Origin of the sequence: Nonomuraea sp. NPDC050202, assembly GCF_040656115.1 — a bacterium.
Lineage (GTDB): Bacteria > Actinomycetota > Actinomycetes > Streptosporangiales > Streptosporangiaceae > Nonomuraea.
Genome location: NZ_JBFALF010000009.1, coordinates 173,481 through 189,867, shown reverse-complemented (window position 1 = coordinate 189,867; position 16,387 = coordinate 173,481). Strand labels below are relative to the sequence as shown.

At 70.8% G+C, this 16,387-nt stretch carries 13 protein-coding genes; 6 read left to right on the top strand and 7 right to left on the bottom strand.

Features of this window, described 5'->3' with window-relative positions:
* The first annotated feature begins 26 nt into the window (after positions 1–26).
* The 6 genes from AB0I79_RS25385 to AB0I79_RS25360 all read left to right on the top strand — a co-directional run bounded on the left by AB0I79_RS25385 (position 27) and on the right by AB0I79_RS25360 (position 6,383).
* Positions 27–1,163, top strand: coding sequence for a fused response regulator/phosphatase (locus AB0I79_RS25385; protein ID WP_357877005.1), 1,137 nt, complete (start codon positions 27–29; stop codon positions 1,161–1,163).
* Positions 1,160–2,299, top strand: a complete 1,140-nt coding sequence (locus AB0I79_RS25380) for an ATP-binding protein (protein WP_357877003.1) — start codon at positions 1,160–1,162, stop codon at positions 2,297–2,299. Before AB0I79_RS25385 ends, AB0I79_RS25380 begins: the two co-directional genes overlap by 4 nt.
* Positions 2,296–2,736, top strand: coding sequence for a response regulator (locus AB0I79_RS25375; protein ID WP_357877000.1), 441 nt, complete (start codon positions 2,296–2,298; stop codon positions 2,734–2,736). Before AB0I79_RS25380 ends, AB0I79_RS25375 begins: the two co-directional genes overlap by 4 nt.
* Before the next feature lie 202 nt (positions 2,737–2,938).
* Entirely contained in the window at positions 2,939–3,724 is a 786-nt protein-coding gene (locus tag AB0I79_RS25370) for a hypothetical protein (RefSeq protein ID WP_357876997.1), read from the top strand.
* A gap of 11 nt (positions 3,725–3,735) precedes the next feature.
* Positions 3,736–5,637 (top strand): fumarate reductase/succinate dehydrogenase flavoprotein subunit, encoded by a 1,902-nt coding sequence (locus tag AB0I79_RS25365; protein WP_357876994.1) that lies wholly within the window; start codon positions 3,736–3,738, stop codon positions 5,635–5,637.
* Positions 5,634–6,383 (top strand): succinate dehydrogenase/fumarate reductase iron-sulfur subunit, encoded by a 750-nt coding sequence (locus tag AB0I79_RS25360; RefSeq protein ID WP_357876991.1) that lies wholly within the window; start codon positions 5,634–5,636, stop codon positions 6,381–6,383. The genes AB0I79_RS25365 and AB0I79_RS25360 overlap by 4 nt, the downstream gene beginning before the upstream one ends.
* Positions 6,384–6,441: 58 nt before the next feature.
* Here the strand turns inward: AB0I79_RS25360 and AB0I79_RS25355 are convergent, their stop codons facing one another.
* From AB0I79_RS25355 to AB0I79_RS25325, 7 genes are all read right to left on the bottom strand, one after another.
* A complete protein-coding gene (locus AB0I79_RS25355) occupies positions 6,442–7,773 on the bottom strand; it encodes a hypothetical protein (protein WP_357876988.1) in 1,332 nt (443 codons plus the stop codon).
* 98 nt (positions 7,774–7,871) lie between these two features.
* On the bottom strand, positions 7,872–9,320 hold the full coding sequence (locus AB0I79_RS25350; protein ID WP_357876985.1) for a hypothetical protein: 1,449 nt from the start codon (positions 9,318–9,320) through the stop codon (positions 7,872–7,874).
* Between the two features lie 65 nt (positions 9,321–9,385).
* Positions 9,386–9,778: a (deoxy)nucleoside triphosphate pyrophosphohydrolase gene (locus tag AB0I79_RS25345; protein WP_357876982.1), complete on the bottom strand. Its 393-nt coding sequence runs from the start codon at positions 9,776–9,778 to the stop codon at positions 9,386–9,388.
* Positions 9,775–10,869 (bottom strand): bifunctional lytic transglycosylase/C40 family peptidase, encoded by a 1,095-nt coding sequence (locus AB0I79_RS25340; RefSeq protein ID WP_357876979.1) that lies wholly within the window; start codon positions 10,867–10,869, stop codon positions 9,775–9,777. The genes AB0I79_RS25345 and AB0I79_RS25340 overlap by 4 nt, the downstream gene beginning before the upstream one ends.
* Entirely contained in the window at positions 10,866–11,486 is a 621-nt protein-coding gene (locus AB0I79_RS25335; protein ID WP_357876976.1) for a hypothetical protein, read from the bottom strand. Before AB0I79_RS25335 ends, AB0I79_RS25340 begins: the two co-directional genes overlap by 4 nt.
* Before the next feature lie 3 nt (positions 11,487–11,489).
* Positions 11,490–13,913 (bottom strand): type IV secretion system protein, encoded by a 2,424-nt coding sequence (locus tag AB0I79_RS25330; protein ID WP_357876973.1) that lies wholly within the window; start codon positions 13,911–13,913, stop codon positions 11,490–11,492.
* On the bottom strand, positions 13,910–16,387 hold the full coding sequence (locus AB0I79_RS25325) for an ATP-binding protein (RefSeq protein WP_357876970.1): 2,478 nt from the start codon (positions 16,385–16,387) through the stop codon (positions 13,910–13,912). Before AB0I79_RS25325 ends, AB0I79_RS25330 begins: the two co-directional genes overlap by 4 nt.

The window sequence follows — 16,387 nt, the reverse complement described above, 5'->3', positions numbered from 1 at the left end:
AGGCCCCACTCCCAGAAGAAGGCGTTTTGACGGCAAATCTCTCGGAAACGCTGACGCTGCTCCTCATCGAGGACGACGACGGAGACGCCTTCCTCGTCGAGGAGCTGCTCAAGCAGGCCGTGGCGCCGCCCAGGATCTTCCGGGCGCGGAGCCTGCGGGAGGCCAAGGCGAAGCTGACCCCTCAGATCCAGTGCGTGCTCGTGGACCTGTCGCTCCCCGACGCCAGCCGCCTGGAGGCGCTCGACGAGGTCCTGGCGGTGGCATCGCCGCACACGGCCGTGCTCGTGCTCACCGGGCTGCGGGACGTGCACGTCGGCGTCTCGGCCGTGCAGTCGGGCGCGCAGGACTACCTGGTCAAGGGCGACGTGGACGCGCGGCTGCTGGCCCGCTCCATCAGGTACGCGATGGAGCGCAAGCGCGCCGACCTGGCCCAGCTCAAGCTCGTCCAGGCGGAGCTGACGGCCAAGGAGAACGCCCGGCTGGAGGGCGCCCTGCTGCCGGACCCGCTGCTGCGTACCGCGGCGATCGAGCACGTGACCCGCTACCTGCCGGGCAGCGGCGGCACGCTGGCCGGCGACTTCTTCGACACCGTGCAGACACCCGACGGCTCCGTGCACGTCGTGGTCGGCGACGTGTGCGGGCACGGCCCGGACGAGGCCGCGCTGGGGGTGGCGCTGCGCATCGCCTGGCGCACGCTGGTGCTGGCCGGGCAGACGGGCGACACGCTGCTGCGTACGCTCGACACGCTGCTGCGGGCCGAGCGCAAGGCCCCGGAGATCTTCACCACCCTGTGCATGGCCACGATCGGCCCCGACCTGTGCTCGGCCCGCATGCGGGTGGTCGGCCACCCGCCGCCCGTGCTGGTGCGCGACGGCGCCGTCGAGGTGGTGCAGGGCACGCCGTCGGGCCCGCCGCTGGGGATCTTCCCCGACGCGACGTGGTCGGTGCTGGACGTGCCACTCGGCGGGGAGTGGTCGATGATGCTCTACACCGACGGCCTGATCGAGGCCGCGGTCGGCGAGCCCAGCCACCTGCTGGGCGTGGACGGCCTGGTCGAGCTCGTACGCGAGCACGGCGCCATCGACCTCGACCGCCTCATCACCCATGTGGGCACGCTGAGCGACGACCTTGCGGTGGTCATGCTGCGGAGGAGAGAAGAATGAGCATTCACCCGCTGCCGCCGCCCAAGGCCCCGACGGGGCTCGGCAGGCTGCCGGTGGCCCGCTGGTTCGTGCTGATCGGGGTGCTGGCGGGCGTCACGTTCGCCGCCGGGGTCGTGATCGTCATGTCGATGAGCACCCAGGCCGAGGCGCTGCACCCGCCCCCCGAGCTGGCCGCCCAGCTCGACCGGCTCAACATGGCCCTCATCGTGGTGTTCGGCCTGTTGCTGGGGCTGGGCGTCGGGCTGGCGGCCGTGGTGCGGTACGCGGTGCTCAAGCCCATCGACCAGCTCACCGCGCAGGTCCGTACGGTCGCCGGCGGCGACTTCGACCACGACCTGCACGTCGACCGGCCGGCGGAGCTGGCCGAGCTGTCCAGCCACATCGACTCCATGCGCGCCCGCATCGTCTCGGCCTGGCGGGTGGCCAGCGACCAGGCCGAGGAGCTGCGCAGGTCGAACGGGGAGCTGGAGCAGTTCGCGTACGTGGCCAGTCACGACCTTCAGGAGCCGCTGCGCAAGGTGGCCAGCTTCACCCAGATGCTGGAGCAGCGTTACGGCCCGCAGCTCGACGAGCGGGCCAGGCAGTACATCCACTACGCGGTGGACGGCGCCAAGCGCATGCAACTGCTGATCAACGACCTGCTCGACTTCTCCAGGGTCGGCCGGGTCACCGGCGAGAAGAAGGAGATCGACTCCGGCGCGGCGCTGGACCGGGCGCTGGACAACCTCTCGGCCACCCTGGATGACGCCGGCGCCACCGTCACCCGCGACGAGCTGCCCCGCCTCAACGGCAACGAGCTGCAGCTCACCCAGCTCTTCCAGAACCTCATCGAGAACGCCGTCAAGTTCCGCTCCGAGGAGCCGCCGCGCGTGCACATCGGGGCCAGGAGGGACGGCGAGATGTGGGAGTTCAGCTGCTCCGACAACGGGATCGGGGTCGAGGCGAAGTACGCCGACCGTATCTTCCTCATCTTCCAGCGCCTCCACCCGCGCGACGTGTATCCAGGGACTGGCATCGGGCTGGCCCTGTGTCGGAAGATCGTCGAGTATCACGGCGGGCAGTTGTGGCTGGACGGGAACTCCGACGGGCACGGCGCCACGTTCCGCTGGACGATGCCCGCGGGAGGCGAACGATGAACGAATGGCGCCCGATCGAGGTGCTCCTGGTCGAGGACGACCAGGGGGACATCCTGCTCACCAGGGAGGCCTTCGACCTCAACAAGGTGCGCAACCGGCTCCACGTGGTCAACGACGGCGAGCAGGCGATGGCGTTCCTGCGCCAGGACGACGGCTTCGCCAAGGCGCCGCGGCCCGACCTGATCCTGCTCGACCTCAACCTGCCGAGGATGAGCGGGATGGAGGTGCTGCGGGAGGTGAAGGCGGACGTCCTGCTCCGTACGATCCCGGTGGTGATCCTGACGACGTCGGAGGCCGAGGAGGACATCCTGCACAGTTACCGGCTGCACGCCAACGCATATGTCTCGAAGCCGGTGGATTTTGAGCAATTTATCCGGGTTGTCCGGCAAATCGATGATTTTTTCGTCACTGTGGTGAAGTTGCCGGCGCAGGGGTAGCGGTCTGACGCGCGTACGTGACAGGAATCACAGTCAGTCATCGAAAAAGTGAGTGACCCCGCTCACAAATTTCGATCCTGTCGTCGTAACGTATCCCCCACCAATGCGCGCCCGAGCGGGAGACCGCCGTGTGAGCGCGCCCAGCGAAACGAACCACGGACCCCCTGCGCAGATGGGTCCGCGGGAGGTGGAGAGGTCCGCGATGACCCAGACGACGCCCGACGCTCCGGTCCGACGGCAGCGTGCGCAAGTCAAGGTGCGCACCTTGCGCACAGACAGATGGTGGCTGGTCCCGCTCCTGACATTCCTGGGGCTCAGCTCATTCCTGGTCTACGGTGTATGGGCGATCATCGATACGAGCTACTTCGTCGATCCGTACATCGCCCCCTTCTCATCACCCTGCCTGGCCACGTCGTGCCCGGAAGGGGCGCGGCTGTTCGGGTGGGCGCCGTTCGGCGACTGGTACGCCCTTCCGCCCGGGCTGCTGATCCTCGGCCTGCCCGGCGGCTTCCGGCTGACCTGCTACTACTACCGCAAGTCCTACTACCGCTCGTTCTGGTTGTCCCCGCCGGCGTGCGCGGTGCAGGAGCCGCACGGCAAGTACACCGGTGAGCGGCGCTTCCCGCTCATCCTCCAGAACGTCCACCGGTACTTCTTCTACGCGGCCATCGTGATCGGCCTCGTCCTGGCCTACGACGCCGTCCTGGCGCTCGTGCACAAGCCGCTGGGGCTGGGCACCTGGATCCTGGTCCTCAACGCCGTCCTGATCAACGCCTACACGCTGTCGTGCCACTCCTGCCGGCACATCACGGCGGGCAGGCTCAACCACTTCTCCCGCCACCCGCTGCGGTACCGGGCCTGGACGTTCGTCTCCAAGCTCAACGCCAAGCACCAACCCCTCGCGTGGGCCTCGATGTTCTCCGTCATGGGCGCCGACCTGTACGTCCGCCTGGTGGCCAAGGGCATCATCGCCTTCCCGTACGCGTAAGGACAGCTTCAGTGGAAAACACCTACAACACAGAGCGCCACGAGTACGACGTCGTCGTCATCGGCGCGGGCGGCGCCGGGCTGCGAGCCGCCATCGAGGCCCGCCAGCAGGGCAAGCGGACGGCGATCGTCTGCAAGTCGCTGTTCGGCAAGGCGCACACGGTCATGGCCGAGGGCGGCGCCGCCGCCGCGATGGGCAACGTCAACCCCGACGACAACTGGATGGTGCACTTCCGTGACACCATGCGGGGCGGCAAGTTCCTCAACAACTGGCGGATGGCCGAGCTGCACGCCAAGGAGGCCCCCGACCGGGTGTGGGAGCTGGAGGCCTGGGGCGCGCTGTTCGACCGCACCAAGGACGGCAAGATCAGCCAGCGGAACTTCGGCGGGCACGAGTACCCACGGCTCGCACACGTGGGCGACCGTACCGGGCTGGAGCTCATCCGCACCCTGCAGCAGCGCGTCGTCGCGCTCCAGCAGGAGGACTACGAGACGCACGGCGACTACGAGGCCTACATCAAGGTCTTCGCCGAGTGCACCGTAACCCGGCTGCTCAAGGACGGCGACGCGATCTCCGGCGCGTTCGGCTACTGGCGCGAGACCGGCAACTTCGTGCTCTTCGACGCCCCCGCCGTGGTGCTGGCCACCGGCGGCATCGGCAAGTCGTACGTGGTGACCTCCAACTCCTGGGAGTACACCGGCGACGGCCACGCCCTGGCCCTGCTCGCCGGCGCGAACCTGATCAACATGGAGTTCATCCAGTTCCACCCCACCGGGATGGTCTGGCCGCCCTCCGTGCGCGGCATCCTCGTCACCGAGTCCGTCCGCGGTGACGGCGGCGTGCTGCGCAACTCCGAGGGCAAGCGCTTCATGTTCGACTACATCCCCGAGGTGTTCAAGGACAAGTACGCCACCACCGAGGAGGAGGGCGACCGCTGGTACACCGACCAGGCCAACAACCGGCGCCCACCGGAGCTGCTGCCGCGTGACGAGGTGGCCCGCGCGATCAACGCCGAGGTGAAGGCCGGGCGCGGCTCGCCCCAGGGCGGCGTGTTCCTCGACGTCTCCACCCGGCTGCCCGCCGAGGAGATCAAGAAGCGGCTGCCGTCGATGCACCACCAGTTCAAGGAGCTGGCCGACGTCGACATCACCGCCGAGCCCATGCAGGTGGGCCCGACCTGCCACTACATCATGGGCGGCGTCGAGGTGGACGCCGACAGCGGCGCGGCGGCCGTGCCCGGGCTGTTCGCGGCGGGCGAGGTCTCCGGCGGCATGCACGGCTCCAACCGGCTGGGCGGCAACTCGCTGTCGGACCTGCTGGTGTTCGGGCGCCGGGCGGGCGCGGGCGCGGCCTCGTACGTGGACTCGCTCAAGGCCCGGCCCAAGGTGCTCCCCGAGCAGGTGGAGAGCGCCAGGGAGGAGGCGCTGGCGCCGCTGGGCCGCAGCGGCGAGAACCCGTACGAGGTGCACCACGAGCTCCAGCGCACCATGAACGACCTGGTCGGCATCATCCGCAAGGCCGAGGAGATCACCGAGGCCCTCGGCGTCGTGGAGAAGCTCAAGGAGCGCGTGCGCATGGTCGGCGCGGCCGGCTCGCGCATCTACAACCCCGGCTGGCACCTGGCGATCGACCTGCGCAACATGGTGCTGGTGTCGGAGTGCGTGGCCCGCGCCGCGCTCATGCGCGAGGAGAGCCGCGGCGGGCACACCCGCGACGACTTCCCCGGCATGAACCCCGACTGGCGCCGCAAGCTGCTCGTCTGCTCCACGCAGGACGGCAACGCCGTGAAGGTCGAGGAGAAGGTGCAGCCCTCGATGCGCGAGGACCTGATCAGCCTGTTCGACCGGGACGAGCTGAAGAAGTACCTCACCGACGAAGAGATGGCCGAGTTCGACGGGATAGCGAAGTCATGAGCTACAAGGCAAAGTTCAAGGTCTGGCGCGGTGAGGGCGGCGAGGGCAGGCTCGAGGACTTCACGGTGGAGGTGAACGAGGGCGAGGTCGTCCTCGACATCATCCACCGCCTCCAGGCCACGCAGGCCCCCGACCTCGCCGTGCGGTGGAACTGCAAGGCCGGCAAGTGCGGCTCGTGCAGCATGGAGATCAACGGCAAGCCCCGGCTCGGCTGCATGACCCGGATGTCCACCTTCGAGGAGGACGAGACCATCACGGTCACGCCGATGCGGACGTTCCCCGTCATCAAGGACCTCGTCACCGACGTCTCGTACAACTACCAGAAGGCCCGTGAGGTGCCCTCCTTCACGCCGCCGGAGGGGGTCCAGCCGGGCGAGTACCGGATGAAGCAGATCGACGTCGAGCGCTCGCAGGAGTTCCGCAAGTGCATCGAGTGCTTCATGTGCAACAACGTCTGCCACGTGATCCGCGACCACGAGGAGAACAAGGCCAACTTCTCCGGTCCCCGCTTCCTCATGCGGATCGCCGAGCTGGACATGCACCCGTACGACGTGGCGGACCGGCAGGAAGCGGCCCAGGAGGAGCACGGGCTCGGCTACTGCAACATCACCAAGTGCTGCACCGAGGTCTGCCCCGAGCACATCAAGATCACTGACAACGCGCTGATCCCGATGAAGGAGCGCGTGGTGGATCGCAAGTACGACCCGCTGGTGTGGCTGGGCAACAAGATCTTCAGGCGCAGGTAACAGCAGCCGCACGCGGAAGGCGGGGGCCGGTTCTCCGGCCCCCGCCTTCCGCGTGTCGCTACTTCTTCTTCCTGCCGAACCGCTTGCGCGTGGCGTCCGGCAGCTCCTTGGTCGGCTCCTGCCGCTGCTCGGACCCGGCCGCCGCCGGAGGCTGCGGCAACGGCTGCACGGCCGTCACGTCCTCGTCGGGGGGCAGGTAGGGCGGCGGCTCGTAGTCGCGTGCGGGCTGGAACAGCGAGCCCGGCTGCTCCTGCTCCCACGGCACCGAGTCGCCCGCCTCGGCGGCCGACGCCGGGCCGAGCGGCTGCTCGACGCCGCCTTCGTACGGATCGGCGCCGCCCGGCGGGATGTCCGCCGGCACGGGCGCGGGCGGGACCAGCGGCTCGAACATGTCGCGCTCGCGGGACCTGGGCGGCTCGCTGTAGGAGTCGAACTCGTCGGGGTGCAGCACCACGGGCTCGGGCTCCGTGGCAGGCGGCTCCTGCATGTAGCCCTGCGGCGGGTACGGGTGGTTCGGGTCCTGGTAGCCGTACTGGGGCGGGCCGCTCGGATAGGTCTGCACCGGCACGAAGCTGATGATCGGCGCGTACGCCGTGCCGCCCGGATAGGCCGGAGCAGGGGCGGGGAAGCCGCCCGTGGCGGCGGCGTAGCCGGGCCCCGCCGGGTAACCACCGGTGGGGTGCATCTCCGGCCCCATGGCCGGGCCGGGCATCGGCGAGGTCATCGGCGGGGGCCCCGCCTTCCGGACGGCCGCCGCGTGGGCCATCCTGCGCAGCCTGCCCTCGAAGATCAGGACCGCGAACAGCGCGAGCAGGACCAGCACCAGCGCCGGGATGCTCAGCTTGCGCGTCAGGTCGGTCTGGTCGAACTCCGGCGCGGCCCTGCGCAGCTCCAGCGGCACCTCCTCGGTGGAGGCGGCCTGCGTCTGGCTCGGCAGCGTGTTGGAGGGCGTGTCGGTCGGCGCGATGGCCGGCATCTCCACCGACTGCTCGGGCGTGGGCGTGGTCGGGATGACCGGCGGCACCTCGGCGCTCTGGGTGGGCAGGGGCTGCGGGTTCTGCGCCGGCGTGGTCGGCGTCTGCGTCGGCGTGGGGGCGGGCGCGGACGTGGTCTTGGTCGGGGTGGGCGACTTGGACGTCTTGGTGGGGGTCGCGGTGACGGTCTTGGTGACCGTCGTCTCCGGCGCCTCCTCCGGCCCCGTCGGGCTCGGCGAGCCTAACGTGGTGGTGACCGTGATGGTGGTCTCGGGCGTGATGTCGCCGCACAGCGTCACGTCGGGATCGCAGGGCTCCACGATCGGGTCGAACGCCACCGAGGCGCTCGCGCTCTGCACGATGAACGGCGTCGCACCGGCGCCCGTCAGTCCGAGCGCCAGGACGATTGCGGACACGGCTGTCGCTCGTGTGCGTGCCACCGGTGCCCTCCGCGTGGTCCCGGAACCATGGTCAAGGGAATACTAGCCGGGTAAAAGTAACAGTAAAGACGGAATTACAACACCTTTCTCCGTTTACGGCCTCGTTGCACCGTGACAACGGCCCACAGGCCCGCCATCAGTAGTCCGATACCCCCGACAACCATGGGCAACGCCTTCGGGCCGTCGATCGGACTGACCCATCGGACAGGCTCAACAGGCTTCGCGGACATGGCCATTCCCCACGGCAACGGCGCCTCCCCTCCAGCGGCCTCCGGCTGGAACGAGACAATCGCCCCTGACGGGCTGGGAATGGCTCCGGGCGCCGTGGCCAAGGGCTGCGGGAACGCACCGGCCGACGCCTGCGGGGCGCCGCCCGCGGGCGCCGGCCAGGCGCCGCTGGAGGGCGTTGGCAGGGCGGACGCCTGCGGAACGCCACTGGCGGGCGGCTGCGGAGCACCGCCGGCGCCGCCGGCGGAAGGCGCCGGCGCCACGCTCGCCACCGCGCCCGAGGTGACGCCCTGCGGCGCCACGCTCGGCACCGCACTCGGCACCACGCTGGGGATCGCGCTCGGGATGACGAGCGACCCGCCCGCCGGCGGCACCGTCGCAGCCCGCGCGCGCCGCGACGCGGCCCGCGCGCGTGCAGGCGTGGCCCGGGTGCGCGCGGGCGTGGCTTGCGCACGTGCAGGCGTGGCTCGGGTGCGCGCGGGCGTGGCCTGCGCACGTGCAGGCGTGGCTGATGGGGTGCCCGACCGGGCCCCCGTACCATCCGGCCGCACCGCGCCGGGCCGCTGCGGGTGGAGGCGGTGGGCGGGCCCCGCGAACGTCGCCGCGTCGCCCGTGATCACCTCGCCCGCGCGGACGGCGGCGGTCCTGCTCATGGTCGTCAGCCCGCCGCTCTCGGCGTCCCGCACCCTGGCCACGGCGGCCAGCACCACTTCCTCCGTATCCGCCGGCGCCTTGAGCGTGATGTCCACGGCCCGCTCGCCGGAGACCTTCCCCAGCGCGCACACCCGGGTCCCGGGCAGCGCCGTCCCCTTCACGCCCGCGCCGCCCACCACGGACAGCGCCCGCATGGTCAGCGTCGCCGCCACACCGGCGTGCGACGTCCCGGTGACCTTCGGAACCGCGCCGATGACGGAGGCCGTACCGACGCGAGAAGCCGTACCGGCACGTGACGCCGGCTGCGTGCCAGAGGCCGCGGCCGGCGGACCCGTTACGGCCGCTGTCCCAGGTGCGCCGCCCGCCTCGGGGCCGGACCGCGAGGCCCGCCCCGGCGCCGGCTCGCAGGCCACCTCCGTCAGCGCCTCCACAGGGCTGGCCGCCACCGCGACCCGGGCCCCCCGCCCCATCCCGTTGAGCCGCACCCGGAACCGCTGCGTGTCCCCGGTCCTGACCCACTTGCCGACCCCGTCGGCCCCGCCTACCCGCTCCAGCACCAGCGACACCCCAGCCGCCGCCACGGGCACGGAGGGCACCGCCACCAGGATCAGCACACCGGCGACGACCCAGCTCCTCCGCATCGCTCCCCACTCCCCCGCCGCGACAAATTACGCACAGTAATCATTGTGTCACAGAGAGGGATGTCCTAATCACGCAGGAGCAGATTCTCCACGGTCTTCATGATGGGCAGATCCGCTCCCAGCCACTCGACGTCGTAATACTCCCCCGGCCCGAGCCAGCGCAGCGCCAGATGCTCCTTCGCCTCGGGGCGGCCCGACAGCAGGGAGCAGAGCCAGACACGCATGACGTACCCATCGGCCAGCGGCCAGTCCCCGCCGACGCGCTCGCCCACGGCGACCTCCACGCCGAGCTCCTCCTGGCACTCCCGCACCAGCGCCGCGGTCTCGCTCTCCCCCGGATCCACCTTCCCCCCGGGGAACTCCCAGCCACCGGCCAGCGCGGCAGGCTCAGCACGCTGGGCGGCCAGCACCCGCCCACCCGGGCGGACGATCACCGCGGCAACGACCACAATGTTCATAGAGAAGGATTCTGCAGCTTCTTGATCTGCTCGACCACGTCGGGGTTCTGCAACGGACGGGTGAAGCCCACGCGGTTGTTCCGCGCCTGGTAGCTCGTCACCTTGATGGGCCCGCACAACCGGCACCGGGCCTCCAGCATCTTGCCCTTCGACACGACCAGCCCGACGTGGCCGGGGTTGTCGGGAGAGGTGCCCGGCCCCGCGTTGAAGAACACCAGGTCCCCCGGCTGCTCCTCACCCTCTAACACCTTCACGCCGAACGGCCACTGCGTGAACGTCGTACGCGGGATCGTCAGCCCCGCCGCCTTGTAGGCCGCGTAGATGACGCCCGAGCAGTCGAAGGAGTCGGGCCCCGTGCCGCCCCACAGGTACGGCTTGCCGCGCTGCGCCAGCGCGTACTGCAGGATCTTGGCCACGAGGTCGCTCGGCGCGGCCTCCACCAGCGGGTCGTCGCAGTCCTCCGACGCCTGCGGCGGCACCTTGACCACGCCGGACTTGGCGTACTGCCTGGCGATCTCCTCGACCTGGTCGACGTACCACCAGGCCCGGTTGTAGACGAACAGCGCCTGCCGGACGTTCTCGGGCGCGCCGTTGCGCTTGAGCATCTTGGCGGCCCCCAGGATGGCGTCCGCCGGGTTGTAGACGTCGGCCACGCCGTCGTCGTCACCGTCGGAGGCGTACCCGTTGAACTCGGACGACGTCGGGATCCTGGCCTTGCCGCCCCACGTGGAGATGAGGAACTGCATCGGCCCGGCCGCGCCCGCGGCGTTGGTGCCGCTGCTGACGCCCGGCAGGGTGGAGCGGCCGTGGTCGGTCTCGCGCTTGCCGACGGCCGCCAGGATGTTCCACTGGACGCCGATCTTCTTGCCGTGCTCCTTGTAGAGCTCCAGGTACTCGGCCGGGATGTCGGACGCGGCCGAGTCGGAGACCTCCTCCACCTGGGCGGTGTCCTCGCAGTCGACGGTGATGCCGCCGTCGGCCAGGAACGACGGCATCGACATCAGCAGCAGCGGCGAGATGAGGACCGCGACCAGGAGCAGCAGCCCCGCCGCGCCGATGATCAGGGCGAGCCGTGCTCTGGAGAGCTTCACTGGTCACCCTCCTGGCCTTCGGTGGACGGCAGGATGTCGTAGATGCGCCAGTCGGCGCCGAGCTGGCTGACCGTGACCGCGTACTCCTCCTGCGCCAGCCTGTTGCCGCTCTTGGCGGTGACCTGCCGGCTCGCGGTGATGACGAACACGACGGAGGACTTCTCGACCTGCCGGATCTCCTTCAGCCGGGCCGTGGCGGTGGAGACGGTCTGGTCGACGCGGTTCTGCTCGACGAAGCCGGCCGAGGTGACCGTCCTGGTCAGGGTGCCGGCGAGCTCCGGCGTCGTGTACACCTTCAGCCGCTCCGCGTACGCCGCCGGGTCCTCGTCGTAGCGGAAGGTGCCGTACGCGGCGGTGAACCGCTCGGCCAGGTCCGCCGCCGCGGCGAGCTGCTCCTTCTGCATCGGCAGGTACGCGTAGATGTCGAACGGCGCGGCGCTCGCGGTCGCCAGCGGCGTGCTCGACGCCACGGCGGAGCTGGTGGCGATGCTCGCCTCCGGCTCCGGCGTGGCCTGGTCGGACGAGTCCGGCCACATCGTCAGGTAGATGCCGACCGCGGCGATGACCACGACGACGGCGGCGAAGGCCACCCCTCGCCTGTCACCCGGCTGTGCCATGTTTCAGTCCTTGTCGGGGTTGCTCGGCTTGAGCCAGAAGGGCACGTCGGGGCTGTCACCGCCGGAGCCGCCGCCGTTGCGGCTGCTGCGCAGCCAGAGCGGGGGCGCCTCGGAGGCGCGGGACGACGGCTCGTCCGAGCCGAAGATCCGGGGGCCGGGCGAGGTGCCGCCGCCTGACCTGGACCCTCCGTTGCCCGACCCGCCACCGCCGAACAGGCCGCCACGCGAGCCGTTCGACCCGTTCGAGCCGCCGGACCTGCGCGAGCCTCCTCCGCCGAACAGACCGCCACCCGAAACACCCGAACCACCCGAGCCGCCCGAACCGCCGCCGCCGAACAGACCGCCGCCGCCCGAGCCGCCGCGCGAGCGTGTCCCGCCCGCGCGCGAGCCGCCGGAGCTCGCGGAGCCACCGGAGCCGCCGAAGCGCGAGGTGCGCGCGCCCGTGCTACGCGAGCCGCCCGCCGAACCGCCCCCGGATCCGCCCCCGGATCCGCCCGCGGAGCCGCCGCGCCGGGCCCAGCCGCCGCCGGACGCCCCGCCGAACCAGCCGCCGCCGGAGCCCGAGCCGCCGCCCGAGCCGCCGCCCGAGCCAGAACCGCCCGAGCCGCCGGAGCCGCCCGTCGTCGGCGAGGCCGCGCCCATCCTGGGGCCGCCCGCCGCCCCGCCGCGGGTGCGGGCCGGCGCGCCGTTCAGGTTGAGCGGGGGCGCGGTGCCCCTGCGCGGTTCGAGCGTGGCCCGGCCGGCCGCCTTGCCACCCTGCTGGTCGGTGTCGAGTGGCGCCGCCGTGGCCGGGATCCGGGTGCCGGAAGCGGCGCCCTCCCCTTCCTCGCCGCGCACGCGCATCTGCCCGGCCGCCGCCGAGGCCGCCGCGCCCGCCGGGTTGACCGCGCCCGCCGCCCTGATGAGCGGCTCGGCCTTGCGCAGCCCCCAGCGGCCGATCCTGGCCGAGGCGACCGGCGGCAGCGCGCCCGCCGACCGTTCGAGCACGGACGAACTCGCGGCCTCGCCGAGCATGCGGGTGGTGACCGTGTGGCCGCTCATCGAGGCGAACAGGTGCTGGAACGGCCGCCGGTAGAAGAACACCGCGATCGTCAGCAACGCCATGAACAGCACCTGCATGCCCCATGGCATGGCCGTCGAGATGATCAGCGCGTACCCGTACACGAGCACGCTGAGCACGACCGTCAGCACGGCCTGCCGCAGCAGCGTGCCGATGAGCATCTCCACCCAGCGCATGGCGACGATCCTCCCGCTGCCCGGATGCACGCCGATCAGCAGGAAGATCGGCCCGAGGATGAGCAACAGCAGGAAGCCCACCTTCAGCACCAGCAGCGAGACCGCCACGAGGAAGATGAGCAGCCCCGCGACGATGGCCGCGATGAACGCTCCGACGGCCACTCCGAGCCGGTTCGACCAGTCACGGCCGGAGAAGGTGGCGTAGCGAGGGTCGTTCCTGAGCTTGTCGGCCAGCGAGGCGTACTCCGACTGCCTGGCCCCCACGTCCGGGGCGGGCTGGCCGGCCTGTGGCGCCGGGACCGACTGCATCTCCAGCACCTTGCGGCCCCAGTCGCGGACGATCGGCTGCTGCGGGTCGGAGGTGCCGAACAGGCCCACCAGCCACGGCTTGCAGACCAGGGTGGACCACAGCGCGTCGGCGTTCTGGTCCACGCCGGGCGTGCCGCTCTGGGCGTACCCACCGGTCGTGACCTGCGGGTTGGCGTTGCCGGGCGGCGGCAGGCAGGACGCGCCGCCCGCGCCGGGCAGGCCGGAGAAGGCGGAGTTGACCACCTCGCCCGTCTTGTCCGTGACGACCTTGCCCAGGCCGGTGAAGTCGCCGGGACGGCTGAAGAACCAGACCGCCACGGTGACCGCCAGCACCATCCAGATGACGCCTTCCGCGGTCGTGGTGGCACGCTTGCGGATCAGCCCGTACCAGGCCAGCCAGATGGCGCCGAGGATGACGATCGGGCGGAGGTAGGGCCAGTACATGGCGTTGGACAGGCTCGTGACGATGTCGTCGACCACGTCCTTGATGGACTGGAGCGGCCCTTCGGTCGCCGCCGCCTGGTACGTGGTGATCGTCAGCCGGTCGACCGCCTTGGCCGCGGTGAAGATGCCGTTGGCCCACATGTTGCCGAGCACGGCCACGTAGTCGGAGCAGGTCAGATCGTGGGTGTGCCAGAACTGGCCGCTCATGCCGAACTGCGTGTAGTTGGTGGTCGCCGCCTGCGGGGGGCCCGCGGTGGCCGGCGGCTGGATCAGGCCGTCGACGCCGCTGCCGACCATCTCGGGCGAGAGCGGGCCCGACAGGTCGCAGGGAGCCGCGGCGGCCGGGGTGGTGGTGGCGCCCAGCACGAGCGGCACCACCAGAACGGCGCTGACGAGCGCGAGCACGAGCGCCAGTCGTCGGGATAGCCGGATCTTCATGACCGTACCTCCTGCGCCCTGCCCACGCCCCCTTGATGATCATCATGCCCGGCGGCGCCGGGTTTGTCGTGCGTCGGGTTCGTGTCGAGCCAGCGGAGAAGTTCCTCGGAGATCAGGTCTACTCCGATCCGGCCCGCCCTGCCATCCAGATCGCGGAATACGCATTCGCCGTTGCCCAGCGAGCGCAGCACGGCCTTGTGCTCCTCCGACGGCTCCACCCCGAGCAGGGACATGACGTGGTCCACTTCCACCCGTTCCGTGGACCTGAACGCGAAGACGGACGACAAGCAGTTGGTCACCTGCTCGTTGAGCAGGTCTCCCGCGTTCTGCGAGACCAGCACGAGAGCGGTGTTGCGGGAGCGGCCCATCCGGCTGACCTCGGGCACCAGCTTGGCGCCCTCGGGCGTGGAGGTGATCGCCCACGCCTCGTCCAGGAAGATCGCCTTGGGGGCGCGCCGGTCGAGGCCGTTCATCAGCCTGCGCGCGAACTGCGACACCAGGTAGAGCAGGGCCACCGACAGCCGCTGCTCGTAGGAGTAGTCCTCCCTGCCCGTGGCCACGTCGGGCAGCGTCAGGCCGCCCAGCGTGAACACGGTCGTCCACCCCTCGGAGTCGATCTGGTCGCCGCCCGACGGGTCGAAGCAGAGCCTGGCCAGGTGCATCTCGGACATCGAGCGCAGCACCGCGCCCAGGTTCTTCGAGGCGGGGTCGTCGGCGTGCTCCAGGAAGTCGACGACCTTGCCCAGCGAGGGGTCCTCGCCGTTGGAGACCGCCGCCACCGCCTGGATCATCGCCGACTCGCGCTCCTCCGACATGCGGGGCAGCAGCAGCCGCAGCGTCTCGGTCGCCATCGTCTTCTTCGCCGCGATGTCGTCGCCGAACGAGAACGGGTCCAGCAGCCCCGGCGCGGCCGAGCCCAGCGGGATCACCCGGGCCTTGCGGCCCCGCTTCTCCAGGAGCTGCACCAGCGACTCCGCGTCACCCTTCGGGTCGATCACCGCGACCGTCACGCCGCGCAGCGCCATCTGGTAGATCATCAGCAGCGCGAGCGTGGTCTTGCCGCCGCCCGGCTCGCCGGTGATCGCGATGGCGGTCGGCCGGTTGCGGGTGGCCGCCACCAGCGGGTCGAAGTGCACGATGCTGCGCGCCCTGCCGACGGTCTCGCCGATGTACGGGCCCAGCCAGCCCTCGCTGCCCTCATCCAGCCGGTCGCCCAGATCGACCGTGGCCGTGGCCATGCCGCCCGCGATCGTCCGCAGGGGCTGGCGCTGGGCGTAGGCGTTCAGGCGCACCTTCTCGCCCGGCAGCGACTCGCAGAACAGCGAGAACTGGTCGCCGGTCGAGTTCACCACGTCGATGCCCATGTCGCGGTAGTGCTCGACCACCGCCTCCACCCGCTGCACGCAGATGTCCTCGGTGGGGGCCGAGACGATCAGGCGGTGCCAGCCGTACACGAAGGGCAGCCGCTCCTTGGTGATGCCGTGCTCCAGCATGCGGGCCGCGTCGATCTGCTCGGCCAGCGCCAGCGGCGCCTCCGCGCCCGCCTCGCGGATGTGGTGGTCCATGTCGCGGGCGTGCGCGAGCTTGCGCGCCACGTCCTTGGACGCCTTGACCGGCGGGATCAGCCGCATCCGCGAGGAGACCTCCACCGGGAACGGCAACTGGTCGGCGAAGTGCAGCCACGGCTCGCCGTCGGGGAACGGCATCAGGTCGGGGAACCGCGCGAACGACAGGTAGGCCACGTACGAGTCGCCCTGGGGCTGCACGATCCGCAGCAGCGACCTGCCGTTGTGGATCTCGCCCTCCACCAGCGACTCGATCTCGCCCCTGCCCCAGCGCCTGCGCGGGCTCGCCGACGGCGCCGGATCGCCGACCGAGCCGGCGGCCGCGTGCTGGAACAACCACGCCACCTCGACCGAGGTGGCGTGACGGGCGTACAGCGCGCTCGACGCGAGCGCCCTGCCGAGCCGTTCGGCCTGCTCGGTCCACCGCCCGATCTCGCTGTCGGGCACCTGGTCGTCCTCCATGCCCAGCGTCTTCTCCGTCTTCTGGTAGAAGCCGAGGAGCTGGGACAGCACGCCGCTGCCGAGCTGCTTGCCGCGCGGGCCGAGCCGCACGCCCAGGTAGACCTCCTTGGTCCAGAAGTCCTTGGCCCAGACGTGCCGGTACATCTCCTCCAGGTAGTCGCGCCAGCCAGGCCCCTCGTCGGACGTGGCGTTCAGCGCCATGGCCCACTCCGCGGCGGGGTACGTGCGGTGCGCCACCCTCAGGTGGACCTCGGCGTCGGGCATCCTGATCGCCGCCAGCGCGATCGTGATGTTGGTGGCCAGCGCCTCGCGCTCTTCCGGCGTGACGAACTCGTAGCTGACCGTCGGGAGCCGGAAGTACGCCCATGCGCAGGTGTCCGTGAGCAGGATGCGGTCGTCGAAGTAGCGGACCGCGAGGCGCTGGTGCGCTCGGGACGCCCTGCTCAT